The following is a 20,678-nucleotide window of genomic DNA, read 5'->3' as shown; positions in this document are numbered from 1 at the left end:
CGCTACGGTCGAGAACTAAGCGTGAGTCGATCTGATTCGGTGAATCTGCGCAAGAATCCCGGGATTATTATTTCCAGCGCGCGGGGCGGTGGCTTCTCATGGAATGCCCGCTCTGCGAGTCTTCTGCGGGGCTCAGCTCATCTCGCACGATGCCCACTCAACCGTCCGAGGCTTTCGCGAGGATGGCACGGCGTCGGCCCGACGCTCGGTCGCCTTATTCCGCTGACACAAGGATGCTCTATCGTCGGCACAAGTCCGTGCGGCCGGCGCGGATCATGATCGCCGCGGTGTCAAGGAGACGCATGGCCAACACGTCCGTTCTGCCGCGGCTGCTCGCCGGCCTGCGCAAAGCCCCTCACGATTATCGACCCTCGCTCCAGGTGTTTCCCGATCTCGAGGTCGAGCGCATCGCCGTGGAGCTGAGGCTCTCCGAACGCGGCGCCGAACGCGGCGCACGTGACGAGCCGGCGATGCTCCAGACCCAGTTCGACGAGGTCGAGAACCGCATCGTCGAGAAGGTGCAGTCGGAGCACAAGGCGGCCCACGGCGTGCTCGCCGAGGAGATGCGCGCCTATACAGAGCGTCTCGCCGTGCTCGATTTCGAGGGCCGCTTCGCGCTGATCCGCCAGGCCGCGCCGGAGGCGGTGAGCGAGTTCCGCGCCGAGGCGGCGCAGGGTCGCGACGAACTGCACCGGCTGCGGCGTCAGCTCAAGGATCTCGAGGACGAGCGGGCCGATTTCCGCACCCGCCACAAGATCCGCCGCACGGCGCGGCCCGCCACCGGCGGCGGGCTCACCCTCAAGGTCGGCATCCTCCTCGTCCTCTTCGTGTTCGAGGTGGTGGTGAACGGCGTCTTCCTGTCGAAGGGCAGCGAGCTCGGGCTCGTCGGCGGCGCCGTGGAGGCGCTCACCTTCGCCATGCTCAATGTCGGCGTCAGCTTTGCGATCGCCGCCGCCGGCGTGCGCTGCCTGCTCCACCGCAACTGGTTCATGAAGCTGATCGGGCTCGCGAGCCTCGTGTTCTATGTCGCCTTCGCGATCGGCCTCAATCTCGCGCTCTCCCATTATCGCGAGATCTCCGGCACCTTCGCGAGCGATGCCGGGGTCGAGGTGGTGCGGCGTATCCTCGCCGATCCGCTCGGCCTCGCCGAGATGAAATCGTGGATGTTCTTCGCGATCGGCCTGCTCTTTTCGGCGATCGCATTCGGCGACGCCTTCTTCATCTACGATCCCTATCCGGGCTATGGCGGCATCGAGAAGCGGCTCGCCGCCGCCCACGACGTCTATATCGACGCTAAGGCCGACCTGATCGGCCGCCTGCGCGAAATCCGCGACGACGCGACCGAGGCGCTTGAGGAGGCGGACCGCGACCTCTCGGTGCGCCGGGCCGAATATGAGGCGATCGTCGCCAACCGGGTCCGGGTGGTGAAGCTGTTCGCCGCCCACGAGCGGCAGATCGAGCGGGCGGCGAACGCGTTGCTCTCGACCTATCGCGAGGCGAATGTGCGCGCCCGGCAGGCGCCGGCGCCGACCCATTTCTCCCACGCCGTCTCGCTGGAGCGCATCGAGATCGACGTGCCCCAGGATACGATGCGCGAGGAATTGCGGACCCAGATCGCCGAATCCCAGGCCCTGCTCGTCCGTCACGTCGAGGCGATCCACGGCGAGTTCGAGGCGGCGGTCGCCACCTATCGGCAGATCGACGACATGATCGAAGGTGACGGCGCAAAGGCGGAGGGGCGGCATGGCCCGGCGCTCGCGGCGTCGTAGGCGGTCGTCCGGCGGCAGCCACGTCGTCGGCATCGTCCTCATCGTGGTCGCGCTCGCCGCTCTCGGCGGGCTCGGCGCGTTCTATTTCCTCACCCCGAAGCCGCCGGCCCTCGACCGCGCCACGTTGTGCCCGCTCACAGGACCGCGCGGCGTGACCGTCGTGCTCGTCGACGCCTCGGACGCCTTGCCCGACGTCACCCGCGCCGAGATCACGACCAAGATCGAGGACATGGCGAAGGCGCTGCCGCCCTACGATCTGCTCGAACTGCGCCTGCTCGATCCCGGCTCGGCGGGCGGCAAGGTCGTGTTCTCCCGCTGCAATCCGGGAGACGGCAAGGGTGCGAGCGAGTTCACCGCCAATCCGGAGCTCCTGAAGCACCGCTGGGAGGCGGATTTCTCGGCGCCGCTCGAGAAGGCGCTCTCGGGCGGCCTCGCCCTGGATCAATCGGAGACCTCGCCGATCATCGCGACGATCCAGGAGATCGCCGTCCAGCGCTTCGCCGGTGCGGCCAACGAGGCGATCCCGAAGCATCTCGTCGTCGTCTCCGACATGCTGGAGAACGCGCCCGGCTACAGCCAATACAAGGGCGACCTCACCTACGAGCGCTTCCGCGCGTCGCCCGTCTACCGCAAGCTCCACACCGACCTCGACGGGGCGGAGGTGACGATCCTCTATGTCCAGCGCAAGTCGGGCAAGAAGTTCGACGACGCGGCCCATATCAAGTTCTGGACCGATTGGATCGATGACAACGGCGGCCGCCTCGACGCGGCGGAACGTCTGCAGGGAGAAGGCTGATGGCGGACCGCGAGCACAACGCGGCCGACGGGTTCGGCCGGGGCGGGGGCGGCGACATCGCCGCCTTCCTCCTGTTCCTCGTCGCCGGCGTCGCCTTCATCATCGCGGCGAAGACGCTCGCTGCGCCGGCGCCGGTCGTGACCGGCGTGCCGATCGTGCTGATGATCCTCTATGCGGGGCTGCTCGCCTTCGTGCCGCGGCTGTCGCTCAGACCCGACCAATCGGGCGACAACCTCTATTATCTCGGCTTCCTCTACACCCTGACGAGCCTCGGGGTGTCGCTCTACCAGTTCACCGCCGAAGGCTCCGCCGACACCATCGTCCGCAATTTCGGCGTCGCGATCGGCTCGACCATCACCGGCGTCGCGCTGCGCGTGCTGTTCGGGCAGATGCGGCGCGATCCCGTCGACATCGAGCGCACGGCGCGCCTCGAACTCGCCGATGCGGCGCGCCGGGTCCGCCGCGAGCTCGATTCGACCGTGGTCGAGATGGCCCATTTCCGCCGCAGCCAGGAACAGGCGGTGCGCGACAGCTTCCTCGAGATCGCCAAGCGCACCGAGGAGGCCGGCAACGCCCTCATCGCGGCGCTCGAAGTGACGAGCCGGAAGTCGTCCGAGCCGTTGGACGCCGCGGCGGAGCGTACGGCGACCATGCTTCAGGAGCTCCTCGCCGCGGTCGCAGAGGTGCTCAATGTCGGCACCGGGCGGGTCTCCGAGGCGAGCGCCGACCTCGCCCGCGCGACCCAGGACATCACCCGCAGCTTCGATGCGCTGACAAAGCGTGCGACGTCCCTCAACCAGTCCGACAACGTCATCGGCATGCGCTTCGATCCGATGATCGAACGCCTGATCGAGACGCTCGAGGCGATGGCGCGGCGTAGCAACACCGAGACGGCGCGCCTCGGCGAGGCGGTGACCTCTCTCGGCATCATCGCCGCCGAGCTGCGGGCGGGCCGGATGCCGTCGTCAGGGACGGGCGAGGGGGCTTCCACGCGGACGGCGTCGTCGCCTTATGCCGCGCGCGATCTCGCCTCGCTCGTCGGAGCCAGCGCGCCCGCCGCCGAGATCGTCGCCGCGGACGGGGCCCGCGGTGCCGACGAGCCGCAATTGCCGCTCTTCGCCGAGCCCGCGCCCGAGATGGAGCCAGAGACGAAGCCTGAGACGCTGCCGGCCGAGGGTGCCCACGAAGGCGAGGCCGCGGCCGATGCCGGGTCCCCCCGGCCCGGCCGGGTGCAGCCGGCCCGGCCGAGCAGGTCGGCTGATGGAGACGGTGTCCCGCCAGGGCCGCTCGTTCCGCGAGGGCATGGTGCTCGGCCTCACCATGGCCGAGATCATGCTCCTTCTGGTGTTCTGCCTCTTGATGGGCGTCGCGGGCCTGTTCGCCCACGAGCGGGAGAAGCTGCGCCAAGTCGAAGCGGAACTCGTCACCGCCCGCCGGATCGCCGCCGGCAACGAGGCCGTGCTCGCCGAGATCAAGACCCAGCCGCTCCTCGCCGAGGAACTGCGCCACCGCGCCGGCGGTGCCAATCCGCCACCGATCGGCGCGTTCTGGCAGAAGCTCGTCGAGCGCTACGCCGCTGTCGAGGAGCTGCACAAGAGCGGGCTCACCGTCGACGAGGCGCGGGCCGAGGCGGAGAAATATCAGGCCTGGAAGCCGGTTCTCGACGCCCTGGCGGCCCGCCAGATCGCGCCGAAGGATGCGGAGACGGTCGGCCATGTGATCGATGCCGGCCGCGACGCCGAGCGCGCCGCGAGTGCCGCCGCCAGCGCCGCTGCCCCCGGGCGTGGCGAACACGATTGGCCGCCGATCATCAGCCTGAGCGAGGCGGACGGCTATTATTTCCGCAGCGGCAGCGCCGAGCTCACGCCGGCTTTCGAGAAGCAGCTCAAGGACTTCGTCGTCCCGCGTCTGGTCGATATGATCAAGCAATACAATGTCGACGTGGTCGAGGTGATCGGCCACACCGACGAATTGCCGGTCGCCCGCGGCGCCTCGAACCTCGACCAGGACATCGTGAAGGTGGTGAAGGGGCAGGAGGCGATCGGCCGCCTCGCCCCCGCCGACAATGCCGGCCTCGGGCTCGCCCGCGCCGTCGCCGTCGTCCAGGTGCTCGCGGCCGACCCGCGGCTCGCCGGGATCAATGTCCTGCCGTTCTCCGCGGCGCAATTGATCGAGCCGGACGGCCGCCTCACGGCCGGGGACAGCGTGCTCGACATGGAAAATCGCCGCCGCATCGAAATCCGCGTCCGCCGCTCCGCGCCGGCGAGCGAGACGGGCGCCCCGCCCGCGACCACGCCGGCAAAGCCGTAGGGCTTGGGTTAGGGGAGCTTTTGCAGTTCGGGAACACGCCGCCGCCGTCCCTTCTCCCCGCGAGCGGGGCGAAGGGGAAGCGGAGAGGTCTCGGGACACCTCCCGACGAGGCGCCTCGGAATATGTCAGCTTCCGGGCCTCGGAGCGCACCGGCTCCAGGGCAAGACCTCATCTCGGCGGGTTCGCCTCGTCCGACACGTCCCGAGCCACCAGCGCCTCGCCGAGCCGGGCGCCGCCTTCGAGCCGCGCGGCGTCGAGGACGGCGCGCAGGAGGCCGGGGAAGCGGCCGTCGAGCTCGTCCGTGCGCAGGGAACTCCAGCGGCAGGCGCCCTCGCAGCGGATCCGCAGGATCCCCGCCTCGCGCAGCCGCGCCAGATGATAGGTGAGGTTGGTCTTCGACGAGGTGTCGCCGAACGCGCCGCAGCGCAGTTCGCCCGCCTCGGACAGACGCAGCACGATCTCCCGGCGGATCGGATCGCTCAGGGCATCGAGCACGGCGGACAGCTCGATCTGATCGGCGTCCGGATGGGCGATGGGTTTCACCATGGCCTGCATGTACGCCTCCGACGGCAGGAGTTCAATATTTATCGAACTCCTTGACACCGGCCCGGCAGGCGGCGCATTTGATGTCCAAGATTTATTGAACTATCGAGGTGGCCATGTTCCGTACCATCGTCTGGCTCACGCTCGGCGCCTTCGCGCTCGGCACCGAAAGCTTCATGGTGGCGGGCCTCCTGCCGGCCATGGCGACGGATCTCGGCACCACGGTGCCGATGACCGGCCATCTCGTCACCGCCTTCTCCCTCGCTTATGCCCTCGGCTCGCCGGTCATCGCGGTCGTCTCCGGCGGGGTGGAGCGCAAGCGCGTGCTGCTCGCCGCGATGACCGCCTTCGCGATCGGCAACGCGCTCGCGGCGATCGCGCCCGATTACACGACCCTGATGGCCGCCCGCGTGCTGCTCGGCCTCGCCGCCGGCCTCTTCATGCCGACCGCCGGCGCCTATGCGGCCGCCGTCGGCGGCCCGGAGCGGCGCGGCCGGGCGATCTCCTACGTCTATGTCGGGCTGACCGGCGCGATCCTGATCGGCGTGCCCCTCGGGGCGGTGGTCGGCGGCCAGTTCGGCTGGCGGGCCACGTTCTACGGCGTCGCCGGTCTCGCCTCGCTCGCGGCGCTCGGGATCGCGATCTTTCTGAAGCCGATGGCGGGGATGAAGGCGATCGGCTTCGGCGAGCGCCTCGCGGTGATGCGGCGGCCGGAGATCCTCTCCGTGCTGCTCGTCACGGTGATCGGGCTCGCGGGCGCCTTCTGCGTCTACACCTACCTCGCGCCCTATCTCGGCGCCGTGGTCGGCGTGCACGGTGCCTGGGTCGCCCCGTTCCTGTTCCTGTTCGGCCTCGGCGGCACGATCGGCAATCTGGGCGGCGGTTGGGCGGCGGACCGCTTCCACCCGAAGCGGCTGATGACGATCGTGCTCTCGGTGCTGATGGCGACCTTCGTCGCGCTCGCCCTCGCAGAGGATCTGGCGCGGCCGTTCGGCGCGATCGTCGCCGTCGTCGCCATCGCGGTGTGGGGCATCGACGGCTGGGCCTTTCCATCGATCCAGCAGGCGCGCCTCGTCTGGCTCGATCCGAAGCTCGCGCCGATCTCGCTGTCGCTCAACGCCTCGGCGACCTATCTCGGGGTCTCGATCGGGGCGAGCCTCGGCTCGCTGGCGATCGCCTACGGCAGTGTCGGCACGATCGGCTGGATCGCCGCGGTGTGTGTCGCGTTTGCCCTCGTTCTGGTGCGGCGGCCCTTGCGCGCTCGACCGCGGTGCACCGCGGAGGAGGCCGCCGCGCTCGCGGCGTCCCCGTCCGCGCCGAACTGAGGATCAGAGCCGCAGGAAGCGGCAGGGTGCCCCGGCCTCCGCGGCCGGGGCGAACGGCTCGCGGATGAGCAGGGCATCGGCCTCGACCATCGCCGACATCATCGAGGAATCCTGGACGCCGAGCGGCGTCACCACGGCGACGCCGTCGGCGTCGCGGGAGAGGCGGGCGCGCAGATAATCCCGCCGCGTGTCGTTCGCCTTGATCGCCGTGCTGAGCCGTCCCTCCTCGGGCACCGGGGCCGCCGCGCCGCGCCCGGCGAGCGCCGCGACGAGGGGGGCGAGAAACAGGAAGCCGCCGATCAGGCTCGACACCGGATTGCCCGGCAGGCCCAGCACGCGCAGGCCACCGACGGTGCCGAACATCATCGGCTTGCCGGGGCGCATCGCGATCTTCCAGAAGTCGAGCTTGACGTTCTCGCTCTTCAACGCCGCAGCGACGAGATCGTGGTCGCCCACCGACGCGCCGCCGAGCGTCACCAGCACGTCAGCCTCGCTCTCGATTGCCTCGCGGATACGCGCGGCGATGGTGCCGATATCGTCCTCCGCGATGCCGAGCGGCAGCGTGATGCCACCGTTCGCGGTGACGAGGGCGGCGATGCCGAGGTGGTTGGAGGCGACGATCTCGTCCGGTCCGGGGATGGTGCCGGGCGGCACCAACTCACTGCCGGTCGACAGGATCGCCACCTTGGGCCGGCGCACGACCGGCACGACCGGATGGTTCATCGCGGCGGCGAGCGAGAGCGCGCGGAAATCGAGCCGGCGGCCCGCGGTGAGCAGAATCTGCCCCTCCTCGAAATCGAAGCCGGCGCGGCGGACGTGTTGGCCCGGGCGCACGGGTTCGAGGGCGGCGATCTCGCCGCCGTCGTGCCGCTCCGCGTTCTCCTGGATCAGGACGGCGTCGGCGCCTTGCGGCACCGGCGCGCCGGTGAAGATCCGCACCGCTTGGCCGGGTCCCACCGTTCCGTCGAAGCGGCGACCGGCGATCGCCTCGCCGATCACCGCGAGGCGGGCCGGGGCCTCGGCCGCATCCGTCGCGCGCACGGCGTAACCGTCCATCGCCGAGGCGTCGAACGGCGGCTGGCGGCGGCGGGCCTTGAGGTCGGAGGCGAGCACCCGTTCGGCAGCCTCGACGAGCGGCACCGATTCGTGACCGCACGGTCCGGCTCCGGCGAGGACACGGGCGAGCGCCTCGTCGACCGGCAGGAGCGGCGACGCACCGGTTTTGGCGGGCGCGGAAGACGGGGCTGTGGTGTCGGACGACATGGCGATCCTCGCTTCGCGCCGGCATGGCCCGTTCGGATCGAGCGGGCGTCCCGGCGTTCGGTGCGGCGGTCCCGGCGGCTCGTTCAGTCGGCCGCGTGCCACGCGCCGGAGCGGCCGCCGGTCTTCGAGACGAGGCGGATATCGGTGATCGTCATGCCGCGATCAACCGCCTTCGCCATGTCGTAGAGGGTGAGGCAGGCGGTCGAGACCGCCGTCAGCGCTTCCATTTCGACGCCGGTGCGGGCCGTCACCTTGGCGGTCGCGCGGACGCGGTAGCCCGGCAGGTCGGCATCGGCCGTGATCTCGACCTTCACCGATTGCAGCGCGAGCGGATGGCAGAGCGGGATCAGATCGGCCGTCCGCTTCGCCCCCATGATGCCGGCGATGCGGGCGGTCGCGATCACGTCGCCCTTCGGTGCCTCGCCGCGCTCGATCAGGGCGAGCGTCTCGGGGGCCATGCGCACCGCACCCTCGGCAACCGCGACGCGCTCCGTCACGTCCTTGTCCGAGACGTCGACCATCCGCGCCGCGCCCGTCTCGTCGAGATGCGTGAGGGAGCCGGCGCCGCCCGTCGTCATGGCTCAGGCCCGACGTTCGAGCAGCGCGCGCGTCGCCGCGGTGACGTCGTCCTGGCGCATCAGGCTCTCGCCCACGAGCAGGCAGCGGATGCCGACCGCGGCGAGGCGGGCGGCGTCCTCGGGGGTGAAGATCCCCGATTCGCCGACCAGGAAGCGGTCGCGCGGCACCAGCGGCGCGAGTCGCTCGCTCGCGGTGAGCGACGTCTCGAAGGTGCGCAGATTGCGGTTGTTGATGCCGATCAGCGGGGAGGGCAGCGCGAGCGCTCGTTCGAGCTCCTCTTCGTCATGGACCTCGATGAGGGCGTCCATGCCGAGGCCGTGCGCGGTCTCGGTGAGGGCGAGAGCGGTCGCATCGTCCACCGCGGCCATGATGACGAGGATGCAGTCGGCCCCGAGCGCACGCGATTGATAGACCTGATAGGGGTCGTAGAGGAAATCCTTGCGCAGCACCGGCAGGAACACCGCGGCGCGGGCGGAGATCAGAAAATCCGGGTGGCCCTGGAAAGAGGGTTCGTCCGTCAGCACCGAGAGGCAGGTCGCGCCGCCCTCGGCATAGGCGCGGGCGAGCGCCGGCGGGTCGAAGTCGGGGCGGATCAGCCCCTTCGACGGGCTCGCCTTCTTGATCTCGGCGATGAGCGCAGTGCGGCCTTCCACGACGGTCTGGCGCAGCGCGGCGAGGAAGTCGCGGGCCGGCAGGGCGGCGCTGGCGCGCGCCCGCATCTCGGCTTCGGGAACCGCGGCCTTGGCGTCGGCGATCTCGCGCAGCTTGTAGGCCTCGATGCGCTTGAGCACGTCGGCCTTGTCGTTCTGCGCGGCGATGGCGTTCATCTCGTTCTCCCCGGGGACGGCCTCGTCCGCCTCATGCGGATGCGTCCCGGTTCACCGGAGCGCCCTTCCGGGCCGCCCGCGAGGCGGCGACCGATGGGACGCTCCGTTCGGTATCGCCGTCGTCCTACTCCCGATTGGAGATCAGGACCAGATGCTCCAGGCGTGCGCGGGCCGCGCCGCTGTCGATCGCCTCCGCCGCGAGGGCGACGCCGGCTTCGAGATCGTCGGCCTTCCCGGCGATCACCAGAGCCGCACCGGCATTCATCAGCACGCAGTCGCGGTAGGCGCCCGGCGTGCCGTCGAGCACGGCGAAGAGCGCCGCGGCGTTCACGCCGGCATCGCCGCCCTTCAGCGCCTCGATCGGCCAGCGGGCGAGGCCGACCGCCTCGGGCGTCACGTCGAACGTGGTCACGACGCCGTCTTCGAGGGCGGCGACGTGGGTCGGGCCGGTCACGGTCACCTCGTCGAGCCCGTCGGAGCCGTGGACGACCCAGGCCCGGATCGAGCCGGTCGAGGCGAGCACCTGGGCGACCGGTTCGATCCAGCGCCGGTCGTAGACGCCGACGAGCTGACGGCGCACCGAGGCCGGGTTGGACAGCGGGCCGACCAGATTGAAGACGGTGCGGGTGCCGAGTTCGACGCGGGCCGGGCCGACATGCTTCATCGCCGCATGGTGGGCGGGGGCGAACATGAAGCCGACGCCCGCCTCCTCGACGCACCGCGCAATGCGGTCCGGCGCAAGCTCGATCTCGACGCCGAGCGCGCGGAGCACGTCCGCCGCGCCGGATTTCGACGACAGCGCCCGGTTGCCGTGCTTGGCGACCGGCACGCCGCAGGCCGCGACCACGAAGGCCGAGCAGGTCGAGATGTTGTAGGTGCCGACGCCGTCGCCGCCGGTGCCGACCACGTCGATCGCCTCGGCGGGCGCCGAGACCGGGAGCATGCGCGAGCGCATCGATCCTATCGCCCCGGCGATCTCGTCGGGCGTCTCGCCGCGAACGCGCAGCGCCATCAGGAAGCCGCCGATCTGCGCCGGCGTCGCCTCGCCCGACATGATCACGTCGAACGCCGCTTCCGCCTCGTGTCGCTCCAGCGCCATGCCGGCGGCGACCTTGGCGATGAATGGTTTCAGTTCCGCCATCCGCCCCTCCGACGACGTCCGTCTGTCAAAGCCGATCAGGATTCCGGATTCGGCGACACGATCCGCTGCAAGGCGGCCTGATTGATTTTCACGCCCGACACTTTCTGCATCTCGGCCACATATTCGCCGAGCAGGGTGTTGGCGAGCGATTGGGTGAGCTTCTCTTTGAGCTGCACGGTCTGCGGCCCGTCGGCGAAGAAGGTCGGGTCGGTGACGCTCGCGACGACGAGCACGCTGCGGCCGCCGGCTTCCGACGGCGCCGTCGCGACCGTGCCCTGCGGGCCGGAGAAGGCGGCGTCGATCGCCTGAGGCGTGAGGCCCGCGGCGGTCGTGTTGCGCTTGAAGGCGGCGGAGGTCTTCACGTCGGTGCCGAGCGCCTGGGCGGCGGCGTCGATCGTCTCGCCCTTGCGGATCGCGGCGGCGACCTCGTCGGCCTTGGCGGCCAGCGCCTTCTGGGTCTCGTCGGACTTCCAGGCACCGGCGACTTCCGGCTTCACCTCGTCCAGCGGGCGGTCGTGGGCCGGCTTCGCATCGGTGACGTCGAGCCACACGAAGCCGCCGCTCGGCAGCTTCACGGGATCGTGGTCGCCGCCCACCTCGCCGGTGAACACCGCCGAGAGGCCGTCACTGCCGCCGGGGATGTCGACCGTCTGGCCGGCTGCGGTCTTGCCCGTCGAATCGACGCCGGCGACCTCGGTCAACGGCAGCTTGTTCTTCGCCGCGATCTCTTTCAGCGTGGAGCCGGCCGCGCGGGCGTCCTCGACCGAATCGTAGGTGGTCAGCAGGTCGCGCTTCGCCTTTTCGGCTGCGATCTGCTGCTTGATGTCGTCCTTCACGCTGTCGAACGGCTTGCGGGCCGCGGGCTCGATGGCGGTCACCCGCACGATGACCGGGCCGAAGCGGCCGTCCACCTCGGCGAACTGGTTGACGGGCAGCGAGAACACGGCATCCGCGATCTTCGGGTCGACGAGGCCGGTCTTTGCCACCGTGCCGAGATCGATGTCCTTCTCCGTCAGCTTGCGGTCGGCAAGCACCTGATCGAGCGTGCCGCCGCCCTTGAGCTTGGCGAGCGCGGCGTCCGCCGCGGCCTTGTCGGGGAAGGGGATCTGCTGGACGGCGCGGGTCTCGGGCGTGCCGTAGGAGCCGCTGTCGCGGTCGTAGGCGGCCTGGGCGTCCGCGTCGCTGACCTTCGAGGGATCGGCGAGCGTCGCCGGATCGAGCACGACGAAGGTCGCGGAGCGATATTCAGGCGCGCGGAACTCGGCCTTGTGCGCCTCGTAGAACGCCTTGAGCTGATCCGCCGTCGGCTCGCCGATCGGCTTGATCGCCCGCGGCGGCACGTCGAGATAGCGGACCGTGCGCTCCTGGTTCATGTAGAGGTCGAAGTCCTTGACCATCACGGTCGGGGCTTCGAGGCCGCCCACCAGCCCCTCGATGAGCTGACGGCGCTTCGCGAGGCTGCGGGCGGCGTCCACATAGGTCTGCTCGTTCATGCCGTTGGCGGCGATGAGCTGGATCATGCGGTTCTTGTCGAAATCGCCGTTCGCGTTCTTGAAGTTCGGATCGGCTTCGATCTGGCGGCCGAGCTCGTCGTCGGACAGGCCGATATTGAGCTGCTTGCCGGCGTCGCTCATCGCGGCCTCGGTGACGAGGCGGCTCAGCACCTGCTGCGGCAGGCCGAACTGCACGGCTTCCGCCGACGACACCGGGCGGCCCATCTGCTGGCCGAGCTGCTGAAGCGCGCGGTTATAGTCCGTCTGGAACTGCTCCACCGGGATGTCGGTGTTGCCCACGGTCGCGACCACGGTCAGGCCGTTGCTGCGGAAGGCGTCGGCGACCCCCCACACCACGAAGCTGACGACGAGGACCCCCATGAAGACCTTGGCGATCCAGTTCGCCGCTCCCCGGCGCATTTGATTGAGCATGGTTCTTTATATTTCAGCCGCTTCGCCGGCGGGACGATCCCGCCCGATCCTTCAATTCGGCGCGGATCATAGTGACGGGGGATGCGCCGGGCAAGAACGCTGGGGAACAACGACGGATCGCTGGTCGGAAGCCGCTGGAAATGCCGCTCTGCGGTCCGACGCCGGCCTCTTGGACGCAGCATGCGCTTTTGCTAGAGCATGGCCTCAGCGCCGGATCGCTGCGCCTGCTGCGGCTCCTCGCGGCAAGCGGTTGAATCGCGGAACGATTTTCGCGCGGGTCGCGCGGCCCTTGCGGACGCCATAAGATCTCACAAGAGAGGAACGCCGATGCCGACCCCGAAGCCCCTGATCGCCGGCAACTGGAAGATGAACGGGCTCAGGGCCTCCAAGGGCGAGTTCGAGGCGATGATCGCCGGGGCGACGCCCGAGCTCGTCGGCCGTGCCGACATTCTTGTCTGCCCGCCGGTGACGCTGCTCACCCTCTTCGCCGATTTCGCCGCTGGTTCACCCGTCTCCGTCGGCGCGCAGGACACCCACACCGAGACCTTCGGCGCCTATACCGGCTTCCTCTCCGCGGAAATGTTGGCCGACGCCGGTGCCTCGGCGGTGATCGTCGGCCATTCCGAGCGCCGCGCCATCCTCGACGAGACCGACGCGATGGTCCACGCCAAGACGCTCGCCGCGTGGCGCGCGGGTCTCGCCGCCATCATCTGCGTCGGCGAGACCCGCGCTGAACGCGACGCCGGCACCGCCGTCTCCGTCGTCGAGCGCCAACTCGCCCATTCCGTGCCGGACGGCGCGACCGACGACCGTCTCGTCATCGCCTATGAGCCGATCTGGGCGATCGGCACCGGCCTCACTCCGACTTCGGCCGACATCGAATATATGCACGGCCACATCCGGGACCTGCTGGTTGCCCGATTCGGCGTCGAGGGGCGCGGCATGCGCATCCTCTACGGCGGCTCGCTGAAGCCGTCGAACGCGAAGGAAATCCTGGCGATTCCGAACGTGGACGGCGGCCTCATCGGCGGCGCCAGCCTCAAAGCGGCCGACTTCCTCGCCATCGCGAGCGCGGTTCCCGCCCGCTGATCTGCGCGACCATCTGCCCCGGCGGGCGAAAGACCCGCGCAGCGACACCGGAGCCGACGATGACGACCGAAGGGGACCGCACGATGCCTTCACAACCGGTCGGAACGCCGGTGCCGGCCTGGACGGCGCGGCCGCGGCCGCCGCGCACCCCGATGGTCGGCCGGTATGCGCGGGTCGAGCCGCTCGACATCGACCTGCATGCGCCCGATCTCTACGCCGCCCTCGCCGACGATGCGGACGGGCGCAACTGGACCTATCTCGGTATCGACGCGCCGCCGACCCTCGACGATTACCGGATCTGGCTCGGCACCGTCGCCGGCGGCGACGATCCGCTGTTCCATGCGATCCTCGACGAGAGCGGCATGCCTGCCGGCGTCGCGGCGTTCCTGCGCATCGATCCCGTCAACGGCGTGATCGAGGTCGGCCACATCAATTTCGCGCCGCGCCTGAAGCGCACCCGGGTCGCCACCGAGGCGATGTATCTCATGATGCGCCGCGTCTTCGAGGAGCTCGGCTATCGCCGCTACGAGTGGAAATGCGACAGCCTGAACGCCCCGTCGCGCGCGGCGGCGACCCGGTTCGGCTTCACCTTCGAGGGCATCTTCCGCCAGGCCATCGTCTACAAGGGCCGCAACCGCGACACGGCGTGGTTCTCGATCATCGACCGCGAATGGCCGGCGGTGAAGGCGGCCTTCGAGGCGTGGCTCGACCCTGCGAATTTCGACGAAGAGGGCCGCCAGCGCGCGCCGCTCACCACCCACCCGCTCTCTGCCCGCTGAGGCGGGCGGGCGCCCGTGCGTCATTTGATGATTTTCGAGTAGAACCGTCGGCGGAAAGCGCGGCTTTACTTGTCAAGCCTATCGTCGGAGAAGCGCGACGCGGGCGCCGAATCGGCGACCGGGCGCGCGTGGGCTCGCGACCCGGCGACGGGACGGGCTCGCGCGACGGGGCGATGGGGCGGAGGGGGCCGGAAAAATCCGGCGCTCGCCGCGCGTAAGGATCGGGAACCGCCGGATGGCCAACCACTTGTTCGGGTCGATTCGGCAGGCCATGCCGGAGCCGGAAAAGATCTTCATCGATCCGGTGGGCCGGCGGCGGCTCACGTACGGCGATCTCCTCGGCTGGTCGGGCCGCATGGCGAACGCCATCGTCGCGCGCGGCGTCAAGCCGGGCGACCGGGTCGCGGTACAGGTCGAGAAGAGCGTCGAGGCGATCGTGCTCTACATCGCCTGCGTGCGCGCCGGCGCGGTCTTCGTGCCGCTCAACCCCGCCTATACGCTCGTCGAGCTCGATTATTTCATTGCCGATTCCGAGCCCGCCCTGATCGTCGTCTCGCCCGACAACGCGACCGGCATCGAGGCGATCGCGCTCGCCCATTCGGTGCGGGCGGTCGATACGCTGGGCGTCGACGGCACCGGCACGCTGATGGAGCGGCTCGACCACCACAAGGCCGTGTTCGCCGACGTCGCGCGCGGTCCCGACGATCTCGCCGCCATCCTCTACACCTCGGGCACGACGGGGCGCTCCAAGGGCGCCATGATCACCCACGAGAACCTCGCCTCGAACGCCCGGGCGCTCGTCGAGGCCTGGCGCTTCACCCGCGACGACGTGCTGATCCACGCCCTGCCGATCTTCCACACCCACGGCCTGTTCGTGGCGATCAACACGGTGCTGTTCTCCGGGGCCGCGATCATCTTCCTGCCGCGCTTCGACGCCGGCGAGGTGATCCACCTGATGCCGCGTGCCACGGTCCTGATGGGCGTGCCGACCTTCTATGTGCGCCTGCTCGCCCATGCGGGTCTGAACCGGGACGTCGTGCGCCACATCCGCCTGTTCGTTTCCGGCTCCGCGCCGCTCCTCCCCGAGACATTCCGCGCCTTCGCCGAGCGCACCGGTCAGATCATCCTCGAGCGCTACGGGATGACGGAAACCAACATGATCACCTCGAACCCCTACGACCGGCCGCGCGTCGCCGGGACCGTCGGGCCGGCCTTGCCGGGGATCTCCGTTCGGGTGGTCGATCGCGACACCGCGATGCCGGTCGAGCCCGGCACCATCGGCATGATCGAGGTGAAGGGCCCCAACGTCTTCAAGGGTTATTGGCGGATGCCGGAGAAGACCGAGGCGGAGTTCCGTCCCGACGGCTATTTCGTCACCGGCGACCTCGGCCTGATCGACCGCGCCGGCTACGTCCAGATCGTCGGGCGCGACAAGGATCTCGTCATCTCGGGTGGCCTCAACGTCTACCCGAAAGAGGTCGAGACCGAGATCGACCAGATCCCCGGCGTCGTCGAGAGCGCGGTCATCGGCGTGCCGCACCCGGATTTCGGCGAGGGGGTGACGGCGGTCGTGGTGCGGGCGCCCGCCGTGCTGCTCGACGAGGCGGCGGTGCTCGACGCGCTCGAAGGCCGGCTCGCCCGCTTCAAGCAGCCGAAGCGGGTGTTCTTCGTCGAGGATCTGCCACGCAACGCCATGGGCAAGGTGCAGAAGGCGGTGCTGCGCGACACCTACAAGGCGATCTACGAGGTTTGATCGCGGCGGCGCTCGCCCGCCCGCGCATTGCGGGGTGGGCGGGATAAGAATATCTGATCGCCCATGATCACGCTGCGGCAGCTCCGCTATTTCCGGGCCCTCGTACGCCACCGCCATTTCGGCAAGGCGGCGGCCGAATGTGCCGTGACGCAGCCGGCATTGTCCCAGCAGATCCGCGAGATGGAGCTCGCCCTCGGCGCCCAGCTCGTCGAGCGCCGGCCGAGCGGCATCGCGCTGACCGACGCGGGCCACGAGGTGGCGCGGCGGGGCGAGGCGATCCTCGAGGAGGTCGGCGCCCTCATGGACGCGGTGCGCCGGCGGTCGAGCCTGCTCGCCGGCCGCCTGCGGCTCGGCATCATCCCCTCGATCGCGCCTTATCTGCTGCCCACGGTGCTGCCGGTCATCCACCGCGACCATCCCGATCTCAACCTCGAGATCCGCGAGGCGCTGACCGGCGTCATCGTCGAGGACCTGCTCGCCGGCCGGCTCGACGCGCTGGTGCTGGCGCTCCCCGTCTCGGAGGCGGGGATCGTGACGGAGCCGCTGTTCGAGGACCGCTTCCTCCTCGCGGCGCGGCGGACGCCCGCGCTCGACCGGCTGCGCGCCGCCGATCCGGCGATCCTCTCGCGGGAGAAGCTGCTGCTCCTCGAAGAGGGCCACTGCATGCGCGATCAGGCGCTCGCCTTCTGCCGCAGTGCCAATGCCGGCATCCGCAACGAACTCGGCGCGACGAGCCTGTCGACCATCATGCAGATGGTGGCGAACGGCTACGGCGTGACGCTGCTGCCGGAGATCGCGGTCAAGTCCGAGGTCCACGACGATCCGCGCATCGCGGTCGTGCCGTTCGAGGCGCCGGAGCCGAAGCGGATCATCGGCCTCGCCTGGCGCAGCGCCTCGCGCAACGCCGACGATTTCCGCGCGCTCGCCCGCCTCATCGCCGACGTCGCCGAAGACGAGCGCGCGCCGCTCCCCTGATCACGGCGCGGCACCGGGACGACCGGCCGGACACAGCCGCGCGAAAAGGGCGCGGCGCCCGCCGCTCCGCCGGCTTTGCGCCTTTCCAGCGCCAAAAGCGGGTGATAATCAGCGATCCGATCCCGAGCGGCCGGTGTCACGGCGGCGTTTTCGGTCGGGACCCCGCGGAGGACGGATCGGCGTGCGGTCAAGCATTATCGGCCTGGTGGCGCTCGCGGGCGCCACGCTCGGCGCCACGGCACCCGCCGTCCAGGCGGACGACAAGATCTCGAACCCCATTGCGGTGTTCTCCGGGCTCGACAAGATCACCGGGCGCATCATTTCGTTCGACGTCTATATGGACGAGACGGTGCAGTTCGGCGCGCTGCGCATCACGCCGAAGGCCTGCTATACGCGCCCCTCGACCGAGGCGCCGCAGACGGATTCCTTCGTCGAGGTGGACGAGATCACCCTCGACAACAAGATCCAGCGCATCTTCACCGGCTGGATGTTCGCCGCGAGCCCCGGCCTCAACGCCGTCGATCACCCGATTTACGACGTGTGGCTGACGGACTGCAAAGTCGCCTCCGACGTTCCCCCGCCCCAGGGCTTCGATTCCTCGCGTTTCGCGAGCGAGATCATCGACGTCATCAAGCGCCCGCCGGATTGGTATCCGATGCCCGAGCCGCGGCCGGAGGTCCCCTCCGGGACCGCGACGCCGGATCAGAACGCGACCGAGCCGCCCGAGGATTGATCGAGGCCGAGCGCGGCGAGGGCGTCCGCGCCGCTCGCCGTCGCCGGCAGGGCGAAGAAATCGCCGAACCCGTCGAGTGCCGCATCGAGCCGCTTCTGGTAATCGCGGCGGCTCACCTCGATCGCGCCGAGGCTCGCGAGGTGGTCGGTGATGAACTGGGTGTCGAGCAGCGTGAAGCCGCCGGCCGCGAGCCGGGCCACCAAGTGGACGAGCGCGACCTTCGAGGCGTCGCGCACCCGCGTGAACATGCTCTCCCCGAAGAAGGCGCGCCCAAGCCGCACGCCGTAGAGCCCGCCGACGAGCGCGCCGTTCTGCCAGCACTCGACCGAATGGCAATGGCCGAGCGCGGCGAGGTCGCCGTAGAGCTTGCGGATGCGGCCGCTGATCCAGGTCTTGCGGCGGCCGGGCGCGGGCGCGGCGCAGCCGTCCATCACCCCCGCGAAATCGTGATCGACGCGGACCTCGAAGACGTCCTGGCGCACGGTGCGGGCGAGCCGGCGGGGGATGTGCATGCCGTCGAGGGGCAGGATGCCGCGCCGCTCCGGCTCGATCCAATAGAGGCCGGGATCGTCCGCCGATTCCGCCATGGGAAAGATGCCGCAGGCATAGGCCTTGAGCAGGACCTGCGGGGTGATCTCGAGCACGACATCGGATTTCATCGCCGCTCCTCGTCCTCGTGGCCAAATTGACCGGCTGACCGCGACGTTCGCGGGCCGAGCCGGGCCCACTCCGAATCCCACGCCCGCATCATAGGGAGAGAACGCGAATTTTCAGCCGGAATCGGGGCGAAAGGGCGCGCGGCGTTCCCAGCACCGACCGGCGGCCTTCGCCGCCCCTGTGCTTCGCCCACTCAGGCCGGGTTGGTGGCGGCGACGCGGGTGCTGAGTTTCAGGAAGGCGAGCCAGGAGAGGCCCGCGGCGATCGCCGAGGCGGCCATCACCCCGACGAGCGGGCGGGCGGTGCCGTCGGCAAGCGCGCTGACGAGGAAGGTGGCGAGCGCGCTCGTGGTGAACTGGAGCGCGCCGCCGAGCGCCGCGGCCGTGCCCGCCATGGCGCCGAACGGCTCGAGGCCGAGCATCGTGGCGGTCGGCATGATGAGGCCCATGCCGGCGAGGGTGACGAAGATGAGGGCGACCGTCGTCCATAAGCCGGCACCGAACAGGCCGACGACGAGATAGAGGGCGAGCGCCGCGGCGAGAAAGACCATGAGCGCCACGCTGATGAGCGCCTTGGAGCCGAAGCGGCGGATCAGGAAGCCGTTGAACTGGGCGCCGCCGATGATGGCGACGGCATTGCTCGCGAAGATCGCGCTGTAGAGCAGCGGCGAGGCGCCGTGCAGCGTCATGAACACGAACGACGAACCGCCGACATAGGAGAGCAGCGCCGCCTGGGTGAAGCCGGCCGTCATCGTCGCCGTCATGAACCAGCCGCTTGACAGGAGCCGGGCGAAGGCGAGGAGGCTCGAGCCGACGCTCACCTTGTTGCGCCGCGCCGGCGGCAGGCTTTCCTGCAGGAACAGCGCCACGAAGCCGAGCATCAGGACGCCGATGGCGACGAGGGCGCCGAAGATCCACTGCCAGGTGCCGACGGCGATCAGGGCCCCGCCGGCGATCGGGGCGAGGATCGGCGACAGGCTGAGGCCGAGCAGGGTGAGCGAGAGCATCCGCGCCGCCTCGCCGCCGCTGTAGAGATCGCGCACAACGGCGACCGTGACGACGGTGCCGGCGCAGCCGCCGAGGCCCTGCAGGAAGCGCAGGGCGATCAGGGTCTCGATGTTCGGGGCGAAAGCGCAGCCGATCGAGCTCGCGACGAAGAGGGCGAGGCCGAACAGGATCGGCCTCTTGCGCCCGATCGCGTCCGACACCGGCCCATAGAGGATCTGCCCGATCGCGAGCGCCGCGAAGAAGGTGACGAGGCTCAATTGAACCTCGGCGTCGGTCGTCTGGAAATGGGCCGCGATCGCGCCGAAGGCGGGCAGATACATGTCGATCGCCGAAGGCGCAACGGCGGTCAGGAGGCCGAGCACGACGGCGCGGCGGGCGAACTCGGCGGACATGTTTGGACCCGGTCGGCGAGGGGTTGCTGAAGGCGCCGGATCATTGCCCGATGCCGGGCCGCGAGACAATCCGCCTGGCGGATCACGAAACTTCGTATGCCGTGCGGCGGCGGCCTCAGGCCACGACCATCTCCGCCGCGCGTTCGTGGACCTTATTGAGCGCCATCTCGACCGCGAGGCGGTGTTCCTCCGCCTCGCCGCCTTCGCGGGGGATCCAGATCGGCGAGCCGACGACGAAGGCGCCGCGCGAGAAGGGCAGACAGATCGCCATCTTGTCCCAGGTGTTCAGTCGGATCATGCGGGAGGTCGCGACCGCGACCGGCACGACCGGGCGCCCGGAGAGGCGCGCGAGCGCCACGATGCCGGGGCCGGCACGCCGCGCCACCTTGGGGACGTCCGCCGTCATGCCGACGCTGCTGCCGGATTCGAGGGTCTGGATCATCTGCCGCAGGGCCTGTGCACCGCCTTTGCGATGGATGTCCTTCGGCTTGCCGCCCGCACCGCGGATCGTCTTCGTCCCGAGCGCCTCCAGGGTCGTCGCGATGATATCGCCGTCGCCGTGGCGCGAGACCATGACGCTGAACTCGCGGCCGGCCGGCTTCATGAACGGCGCCATGAACGCATCCCCGTGCCACATCGCGATGATGAGGGGGAAGACGTCGCGGACTTCGGCGTAGAGGTCGACGGGCTCGGTCTTGAACGAACTCGTTCCGTGGACGGTCTTGAGCCACATCGAGATGGCGGTGCCGGCAAGGCGCTTCAGCAAGGCAGGCAAAATCCTCTTCGCGTTTCGCCGACGGTTATCACGGAAACGC

At 69.7% G+C, this 20,678-nt stretch carries 19 protein-coding genes; 9 read left to right on the top strand and 10 right to left on the bottom strand.

All coding sequences use genetic code 11. The features are described 5' to 3' along the window. Positions 1-302: 302 nt before the first annotated feature. Both F0357_RS04390 and F0357_RS04385 read left to right on the top strand, forming a co-directional pair. Positions 303-1,769, top strand: coding sequence for a hypothetical protein (locus F0357_RS04390; protein WP_153479192.1), 1,467 nt, complete (start codon positions 303-305; stop codon positions 1,767-1,769). After that, the gene (locus F0357_RS04385) at positions 1,744-2,565 is read left to right on the top strand and encodes a hypothetical protein (protein ID WP_153479189.1); all 822 of its coding nucleotides are present in this window, start codon (positions 1,744-1,746) and stop codon (positions 2,563-2,565) included. The genes F0357_RS04390 and F0357_RS04385 overlap by 26 nt, the downstream gene beginning before the upstream one ends. Before the next feature lie 283 nt (positions 2,566-2,848). Here the strand turns inward: F0357_RS04385 and F0357_RS04380 are convergent, their stop codons facing one another. Beyond that, positions 2,849-3,217, bottom strand: coding sequence for a hypothetical protein (locus F0357_RS04380; protein WP_153479187.1), 369 nt, complete (start codon positions 3,215-3,217; stop codon positions 2,849-2,851). A gap of 608 nt (positions 3,218-3,825) precedes the next feature. Here F0357_RS04380 and F0357_RS04375 point away from each other — a divergent pair. Next, positions 3,826-4,875: an OmpA family protein gene (locus F0357_RS04375; RefSeq protein WP_153479185.1), complete on the top strand. Its 1,050-nt coding sequence runs from the start codon at positions 3,826-3,828 to the stop codon at positions 4,873-4,875. Between the two features lie 168 nt (positions 4,876-5,043). Here the strand turns inward: F0357_RS04375 and F0357_RS04370 are convergent, their stop codons facing one another. Further along, a complete protein-coding gene (locus F0357_RS04370) occupies positions 5,044-5,430 on the bottom strand; it encodes an ArsR/SmtB family transcription factor (RefSeq protein ID WP_246161354.1) in 387 nt (128 codons plus the stop codon). Between the two features lie 104 nt (positions 5,431-5,534). Between F0357_RS04370 and F0357_RS04365 the strand changes: the two genes are divergently transcribed. Beyond that, positions 5,535-6,743: an MFS transporter gene (locus F0357_RS04365; RefSeq protein ID WP_153479183.1), complete on the top strand. Its 1,209-nt coding sequence runs from the start codon at positions 5,535-5,537 to the stop codon at positions 6,741-6,743. Positions 6,744-6,746: 3 nt separating this feature from the next. Here F0357_RS04365 and F0357_RS04360 read toward each other — a convergent pair whose 3' ends face one another. From F0357_RS04360 to F0357_RS04340, 5 genes are all read right to left on the bottom strand, one after another. Further along, the gene (locus F0357_RS04360; RefSeq protein WP_153479181.1) at positions 6,747-8,006 is read right to left on the bottom strand and encodes a molybdopterin molybdotransferase MoeA; all 1,260 of its coding nucleotides are present in this window, start codon (positions 8,004-8,006) and stop codon (positions 6,747-6,749) included. 83 nt (positions 8,007-8,089) lie between these two features. Beyond that, entirely contained in the window at positions 8,090-8,584 is a 495-nt protein-coding gene (moaC, locus tag F0357_RS04355; RefSeq protein ID WP_153479179.1) for a cyclic pyranopterin monophosphate synthase MoaC, read from the bottom strand. A 3-nt stretch (positions 8,585-8,587) separates the two neighbouring features. Then, entirely contained in the window at positions 8,588-9,412 is an 825-nt protein-coding gene (trpC, locus tag F0357_RS04350; RefSeq protein ID WP_153479177.1) for an indole-3-glycerol phosphate synthase TrpC, read from the bottom strand. Between the two features lie 124 nt (positions 9,413-9,536). Next, entirely contained in the window at positions 9,537-10,553 is a 1,017-nt protein-coding gene (gene trpD / locus F0357_RS04345; RefSeq protein WP_153479175.1) for an anthranilate phosphoribosyltransferase, read from the bottom strand. Positions 10,554-10,588: 35 nt separating this feature from the next. Then, positions 10,589-12,478 carry a peptidylprolyl isomerase gene (locus F0357_RS04340; protein ID WP_153479172.1) on the bottom strand — a complete coding sequence of 630 codons (1,890 nt, stop codon included), beginning with the start codon at positions 12,476-12,478 and terminating at the stop codon, positions 10,589-10,591. A 327-nt stretch (positions 12,479-12,805) separates the two neighbouring features. Here F0357_RS04340 and tpiA point away from each other — a divergent pair, with 327 nt between their 5' ends. From tpiA to F0357_RS04315, 5 genes are all read left to right on the top strand, one after another. Next, positions 12,806-13,567 (top strand): triose-phosphate isomerase, encoded by a 762-nt coding sequence (gene tpiA / locus F0357_RS04335; protein WP_153479170.1) that lies wholly within the window; start codon positions 12,806-12,808, stop codon positions 13,565-13,567. Between the two features lie 83 nt (positions 13,568-13,650). Continuing rightward, entirely contained in the window at positions 13,651-14,346 is a 696-nt protein-coding gene (locus F0357_RS04330) for a GNAT family N-acetyltransferase (protein WP_153479168.1), read from the top strand. Positions 14,347-14,581: 235 nt separating this feature from the next. After that, positions 14,582-16,099: a malonate--CoA ligase gene (locus tag F0357_RS04325; protein ID WP_153479166.1), complete on the top strand. Its 1,518-nt coding sequence runs from the start codon at positions 14,582-14,584 to the stop codon at positions 16,097-16,099. Positions 16,100-16,162: 63 nt separating this feature from the next. After that, positions 16,163-17,074: a hydrogen peroxide-inducible genes activator gene (locus tag F0357_RS04320; RefSeq protein ID WP_153479164.1), complete on the top strand. Its 912-nt coding sequence runs from the start codon at positions 16,163-16,165 to the stop codon at positions 17,072-17,074. 181 nt (positions 17,075-17,255) lie between these two features. After that, a complete protein-coding gene (locus tag F0357_RS04315; RefSeq protein ID WP_376767781.1) occupies positions 17,256-17,807 on the top strand; it encodes a DUF2155 domain-containing protein in 552 nt (183 codons plus the stop codon). Here F0357_RS04315 and aat read toward each other — a convergent pair. The 3 genes from aat to F0357_RS04300 all read right to left on the bottom strand — a co-directional run bounded on the left by aat (position 17,777) and on the right by F0357_RS04300 (position 20,629). Then, a complete protein-coding gene (aat, locus tag F0357_RS04310) occupies positions 17,777-18,466 on the bottom strand; it encodes a leucyl/phenylalanyl-tRNA--protein transferase (protein ID WP_153479162.1) in 690 nt (229 codons plus the stop codon). The two genes, F0357_RS04315 and aat, sit on opposite strands and share 31 nt — an antisense overlap. Before the next feature lie 191 nt (positions 18,467-18,657). Then, on the bottom strand, positions 18,658-19,863 hold the full coding sequence (locus F0357_RS04305; protein ID WP_153479161.1) for a multidrug effflux MFS transporter: 1,206 nt from the start codon (positions 19,861-19,863) through the stop codon (positions 18,658-18,660). A 115-nt stretch (positions 19,864-19,978) separates the two neighbouring features. Next, positions 19,979-20,629 (bottom strand): lysophospholipid acyltransferase family protein, encoded by a 651-nt coding sequence (locus F0357_RS04300; RefSeq protein ID WP_153479160.1) that lies wholly within the window; start codon positions 20,627-20,629, stop codon positions 19,979-19,981. Positions 20,630-20,678: the final 49 nt, after the last annotated feature.

Origin of the sequence: Segnochrobactrum spirostomi, assembly GCF_009600605.1 — a bacterium.
Classification (GTDB): domain Bacteria; phylum Pseudomonadota; class Alphaproteobacteria; order Rhizobiales; family Segnochrobactraceae; genus Segnochrobactrum; species Segnochrobactrum spirostomi.
The sequence above is the reverse complement of the archived record's forward strand: the minus strand, read 5'-3'. Positions and strand labels throughout refer to the sequence as shown.